Source organism: uncultured Eubacterium sp., from assembly GCF_937958975.1.
Classification (GTDB): domain Bacteria; phylum Bacillota; class Clostridia; order Lachnospirales; family Lachnospiraceae; genus Eubacterium_G.
In genome coordinates, this window is record NZ_CALGRE010000043.1 from 44228 (window position 1) to 50482 (window position 6255).

The 6255-nt window shown below is 38.2% G+C and carries 5 protein-coding genes; 4 read left to right on the forward strand and 1 reads right to left on the reverse strand.

All coding sequences use genetic code 11. The features are described from left to right. Positions 1-19: 19 nt before the first annotated feature. The 4 genes from Q5O86_RS07605 (at position 20) to aspS (ending at position 5217) form a co-directional block, all read left to right on the forward strand. Positions 20-640 (forward strand): MBL fold metallo-hydrolase, encoded by a 621-nt coding sequence (locus tag Q5O86_RS07605; RefSeq protein ID WP_302626537.1) that lies wholly within the window; start codon positions 20-22, stop codon positions 638-640. Then, a complete protein-coding gene (gene hemZ, locus Q5O86_RS07610; RefSeq protein ID WP_302626538.1) occupies positions 640-2082 on the forward strand; it encodes a coproporphyrinogen dehydrogenase HemZ in 1443 nt (480 codons plus the stop codon). The genes Q5O86_RS07605 and hemZ overlap by 1 nt, the downstream gene beginning before the upstream one ends. A gap of 69 nt (positions 2083-2151) precedes the next feature. Continuing rightward, positions 2152-3411 (forward strand): histidine--tRNA ligase, encoded by a 1260-nt coding sequence (gene hisS, locus Q5O86_RS07615; RefSeq protein WP_302626539.1) that lies wholly within the window; start codon positions 2152-2154, stop codon positions 3409-3411. A gap of 24 nt (positions 3412-3435) precedes the next feature. Then, the gene (gene aspS / locus Q5O86_RS07620; RefSeq protein ID WP_302626540.1) at positions 3436-5217 is read left to right on the forward strand and encodes an aspartate--tRNA ligase; all 1782 of its coding nucleotides are present in this window, start codon (positions 3436-3438) and stop codon (positions 5215-5217) included. 118 nt (positions 5218-5335) lie between these two features. Here aspS and Q5O86_RS07625 read toward each other — a convergent pair whose 3' ends face one another. Then, a complete protein-coding gene (locus Q5O86_RS07625) occupies positions 5336-6124 on the reverse strand; it encodes a carbohydrate-binding domain-containing protein (RefSeq protein ID WP_302626543.1) in 789 nt (262 codons plus the stop codon). Between the last annotated feature and the right edge of the window lie 131 nt (positions 6125-6255).

Genomic DNA, 6255 nt, shown 5'->3' on the forward strand with positions numbered 1-6255 from the left:
AATAGGTGGTAAAAAAGATATGGCAGAAATTATGATAAGAAGCGTGCTGGTAAGTGAATGTTATACGAATTGTTATATTTGTATGAATCAGGAGACAAAGGAAGGGTTTATCGTGGACCCGGGAGCAGATGAATTGAAGATATCTGCTAATATCAGCAGGCTGGAAATGATACCAAAAGCGATATTGCTGACACATGGTCATTTTGACCATGTTGAAGCAGTGGAAGGATTGAAAAATAGATATGATATTCCGGTTATTGTGGGTGAAAAGGAAGACAGACTGCTTTTAGATAAGCGAATGAATTTATCAGCTATGTTTGGAAATCCACTGCAGGTTTGTGCAGATAAATTTTTGTCTGACGGTGAGAAAATTACAGTTGCCGGATTCAAAATTCAATACATCCATACCCCCGGACATACACCGGGAAGCGGCTGTTATTATTTAGCTGACAATGAAGTTTTATTTAGCGGCGACACTCTATTTCAGGCGAGCAGAGGAAGAACTGATTTTCCGGGAGGCAGTGAGGCTGCAATTTTAAATTCAATAAAAAACAAGCTGTTGACATTGCCGGGAGATACCGAGGTGTATCCGGGACATATGGAGATTACAACAATTGACAGCGAAAAGGTATACTATTAATGATTGATATAAGGATAAATCCGAGACAATTTGAATACGATATACAGTCTATGGTACAGGCTTTTTATATGGGACATTTATTCAAAATAAATGGTCTGGTAGAACATCCATATAGAGTAATAGAAGTGGAATTTTTGGAGCAGACGATATGTGCCAGACTGTATGGAATGAATCAAAAGCTTTTTGAAGGGCAGACTGCGTGTGACTTATCTGATAGGAGAAACACAAAAAATGCCTTAAAAAAGCTTTTGTATTGTTTGATGGTAAAAGATACCGGCACAGAGCTTCCGTGGGGAAATCTGACAGGAATCCGTCCGGCAAAAATTCCCGGAATACTTATGGAAGAGGGATATATAGAGGACGAAATTAGAAAAATAATGAAAGATACCTATATGATATCAGACGAGAAACTTAATTTAGCGCTGGACGTTTCTAAGATGGAGAAAAAAGTTCTTGAAAATATCCATTATAGAGATGGATATAGTTTGTATGTTGGGATTCCTTTTTGTCCAACTACATGTCTGTATTGTTCTTTTACATCCTATCCGATAACGGTATTTAAGAAAAAAACGGATGCGTATGTAGAGGCTGTGATGCGGGAAATTGAGTTCTTGGGAAAGAAAATGTCAAATAGGGAGTTGAACACGGTATATATCGGTGGGGGAACACCGACTACACTTGAGCCTGTTCAGTTAGAGAAGCTCATTAAGGCGTTAAAAATAAATTTTGACTTTTCCACAGTGAAGGAATTTACAGTGGAGGCCGGCAGACCCGACAGCATTACAGAGGAAAAGTTATATACTTTGAGGAAACTTGGAGTATCCAGAATATCTATCAATCCTCAGACAATGAATCAGAGCACATTAGATTTGATAGGCAGACGACACACGGTAGAACAGGTAAAAGATGCCTTCTATCTTGCCAGAAAAATCGGATTTGACAATATTAATATGGATTTCATAGTGGGTCTCCCACAGGAAAAAATAGAAGATGTAAAGCACTCAATGGAGGAGGCTTTGAAACTGAATCCAGATAGTATTACGATACATTCTCTGGCATTAAAAAGAGCATCCCGGTTGAATATTGAAAGTGATTCCTATGCACATATGACTATGGAAAATAGCAATGAGATGATGAATTTGACGGCAGAGTATGCAAAGAAAATGAAAATGCGGCCTTACTATCTTTATCGCCAGAAAAATATGACAGGAAACCAGGAGAATGTAGGGTATGCAAAAGAGGGATGCGAAGGCATATATAATATACTGATGATGGGAGATTATCAAGATGTGTGGGCAGTCGGTGCGGGAGCTGTGACAAAACTGTTGTCTAAGGATAGAAAAGAAGCAAAAAGGATAGATACGGTAAAAGATGTGAATCAGTATATAGAGCGCATTGATGAGATGATAGAGAGAAAAAATAAGAGCAGTATCAATTCATGAATTATACTTGTCTAATTGGAAATTTAATAGTAAAATTATAGGGCTTAATAATCAGAGAGGAGCAAAAAGATGGCATTGAGTAAAAAGCCGGTGACAGGAATGAAAGATATCCTTCCGGAGGAAATGAAAATTAGAAATTATGTGCAGAATGTAATAAAAGATACATACAAGGCTTTTGGGTTTACGCAGATGGAAACCCCTTGTGTTGAAAATATTTCAAACTTAACAAATAAGCAGGGGGGCGAAAATGAAAAGCTGATATTTAAAATATTAAAGAGAGGTGAAAAGTTAAATCTGGAAACTGCAAAAGAGGAGATGGATGTTGTGGATAACGGTCTAAGATATGATTTGACAGTACCTCTTGTAAGATATTATTCCAAAAATGCAAACGAACTGCCTTCTCCGTTTAAGGCATTGCAGATGGGAAATGTCTGGAGAGCCGACAGACCGCAGCGTGGAAGGTATCGTCAGTTTATGCAGTGCGATATTGATATTTTAGGTGATTCCAGTAATTTAGCAGAGATTGAATTAATTTTGGCTACAACCACAACACTTGGAAAATTAGGTTTTAAAAACTTTCAGATTAGAATTAATGAGAGAAGAATTTTGAAAGCTATGGCGGCTTACAGTGGTTTTCCGGAGAAAAGCTTTGACAGTGTATTTATTATTCTGGATAAGATGGATAAAATCGGTTTAGAGGGTGTAAAAGAAGAGCTCATTAAATATGGTTTTGCTGAGGAGGCAGTAGAGAAATATACGAATCTTTTTGCAGAAATAGAGAGACAGGAGAATCCAATCGCATATCTTGCAGATAAGCTCGGTGATTTTATGGGAGATGATGTGAGACAGTGGATGGATGAAATTATAGAAAGCGTTAAGGCAACAAAGTCTTCTGATTTTGAAATTATATTTGACCCGACACTTGTGCGGGGAATGTCTTACTATACGGGAACCATTTTTGAGATTGCGATTCCTGAGTTTGGCGGCAGCTGTGGTGGAGGAGGCCGTTATGATAAGATGGTAGGAAAGTTTACGGGACATGATGTTCCGGCGTGTGGTTTTTCTATTGGATTTGAGAGAATTGTTCTCTTACTTATGGAGCAGGGCTTTAAAATTCCGGAAGATTATGATAAGGTTGCTTTTCTGATTGAAAAAGGTGTAAAGGGTCAAGCGCTCTGTGATGTGATTGCGCAGGCGCAGGAAGAAAGAAAAAATGGAACGCAGGTGCTTGTTACACGAATGAATAAGAATAAAAAATTTCAGAAGGAGCAGTTAAATGCTCAGGGATATGAGAATTTTAAGGAATTTTATAAGAATCCACTGAAATAGTATAGATTAGGAGGAAGTTGCAAAATGGCAGAATCAATGCAGGGGCTTCACAGGAGCCATAGATGTACGGAAATTAGTAATAAAAATATTGGAGAATCTGTTACTGTTATGGGATGGGTTCAGAAGAGAAGAAATTTAGGGAGCCTTATTTTTATCGATTTGAGAGACCGTTCCGGAATTTTACAATTGGTTTTCGATGAAAATGATGGTGAAGTTTTTGAGAAAGCAAAACAGCTTAGAAGTGAATATGTGATTGCCGTAGAGGGAAAAGTAAGGAAACGTGATGGAGCAATCAATGAAGATTTGAAGACAGGTGATATTGAAGTTACTGTTGATACATTGCGCATCCTGTCAGAATCTGATACACCACCTTTTCCGATTGAGGAAGATGCGAATACGAGAGAAGAATTGAGACTGAAATATAGATATCTGGATTTGAGGAAGCCACACCTTCAAAAGAATTTAAAGCTTCGCAGTGATGCAACTACTTTTATCAGAAAATTTATGTCACAGGAAGGTTTCTTAGAAATTGAGACACCTACATTATGTAAGAGTACACCGGAGGGTGCGAGAGATTATCTGGTACCGAGCCGTGTTCATCTGGGTGAATTTTATGCTTTACCGCAGTCCCCTCAGTTATTTAAACAGCTTTTAATGTGCTCAGGATATGACAGATATATTCAGATTGCAAGGTGTTATAGAGATGAAGATTTAAGAGCAGACAGACAGCCTGAATTTACTCAGGTGGATATGGAATTATCTTTTGTGGATATCGATGATGTGATTGATGTCAATGAAAGATTATTGCAGGCAATGTTTCGAGAGATATTAGGAGTGGATGTTGTACTTCCAATGCCTCGAATGACATGGCAGGAAGCAATGGACAGATATGGTTCCGATAAGCCTGACACACGTTTTGGAATGGAGTTGGTTGATGTTACAGATGTGGTAAAAGGCTGTGGATTTGGCGTATTTACAGGTGCTATCGAAAATGGCGGTACGGTTCGTGGTATTAATGTAAAAGGCCAGGGACAGATGCCGAGAAAGAAGATTGATAAACTTGTGGAGTCTGCAAAAGGAAATGGAGCGAAGGGACTTGCATATCTTTGTATCAATGAAGACGGGACATATAAATCATCCTTTGCTAAATTTATGACAGAAGAAGAATTGGAAAATTTAGTCCGGATTATGGATGGAGAAGCCGGAGATTTGTTGTTGTTTGCAGCAGATAGAAATAAGATTGTATGGAATGTTTTAGGAGCTCTCAGACTAGAACTGGGTGAACAGTTAGAACTTATTGATAAGAGCAAATTTAATTTCTTATGGGTTGTAGAATTTCCACAATTTGAGTGGTCAGATGAACAGGAAAGATTTATTGCAATGCATCATCCGTTTACAATGCCTATGGAGGAGGATATTCCATATCTTGACTCAGATTTAGGAAAGGTTAGAGCGAAAGCGTACGATATCGTTTTGAACGGTTCGGAAATCGGTGGAGGAAGTGTGAGAATACATCAGGCGGATATTCAGGAAAAAATGTTTGAAGCTTTAGGGTTTACGCCGGAAGAAGCACATGAGCAGTTTGGTTTCCTGTTAGATGCTTTTAAGTATGGAGTCCCACCACATGCAGGGCTTGCTTATGGACTTGACAGACTTATTATGCATATGGCAGGGGAGGACAACATTCGTGAAGTGATTGCATTTCCTAAAGTAAAAGATGCATCATGTCTCATGACATCGGCACCGAGTATTGTGGACAATAAACAGCTGGAAGAACTGGCGCTTTCTATTCAAAAAAGTGAGTAATAATTTGGTTAGAGTATTATAGAACAATCCCCAGAATGCGGCTGACGCCGTTTCTGGGGATTTATATATGTGCTGACATATCAAATTGTCTGATAGCAGCATTGAAATGATTCGTTATTTAATCATCAAATCCAACGATAATGTTATTCCAATTATAATCTACTTTTTTATAATCTGCATTTACTACTTTTAGTATGTCATTGTAAAGATATTCATGTGAGAATACGTTAGGCATACGCATTTCATCGTAAAGGTTTTGTGCAACTTTGTAGATTGAGTAATCTGCAACATTACTGTAAACAACAGAACCATCAGCAAGAATTGCATATGTTCTTACTTTATAGTTTGCATTATATGCAGCTGCAGTAGTACCATTATCCGTCATTGTTCTGACAAAATATGTTGCCGTATCGGATAAACCAAATTTTTTGTTTACGATACCGGCAGTGGTAGCTTCATAGCTGGCGACAAACTGGTTGTCTGAATTTAGTATCATATCTCTCTCTGAAACTCCCATATCTGCATATCCATAAATATTTCCAAAACGGACAACTTTTTGACCATTTATTGTTGGTTCTACCGAAGATATAACTCGAAATCCTTTTAACAGTGCACTGATTTGATATCCCTCGACTTTAACCTGGTCGCTGATAGTAATAGGATTGAGAGATTCCTCGTCTTCATCCATTAATGTGACCTCAATATAGTCTATATTGGCGCCGCCGGTTCCATGTGTAACAGTGATTGTATTATCTGTTCCGGGATTTAGCGTAACAGTAATATTGGCTGTTCCATTAAAGTTATTCCAGTCATTGGTCGACAAGAGATTCAGCAGGGAATAATCTGTTTCATTTACAGTAAGCCTTACTTTTGACAAATTATCATTTGATGCATAATGGATAAGAATATTTCCACGTCCGCCTTTTCCACCGTTAACGTTGCTTTATCTGCCTTAAACTGACGTCGTACTTCCTCTATCATCTTATTTGCTGCCATTTTCGCCCTGAACAAGACACCCATCTCTGCTTTTCCCAACTC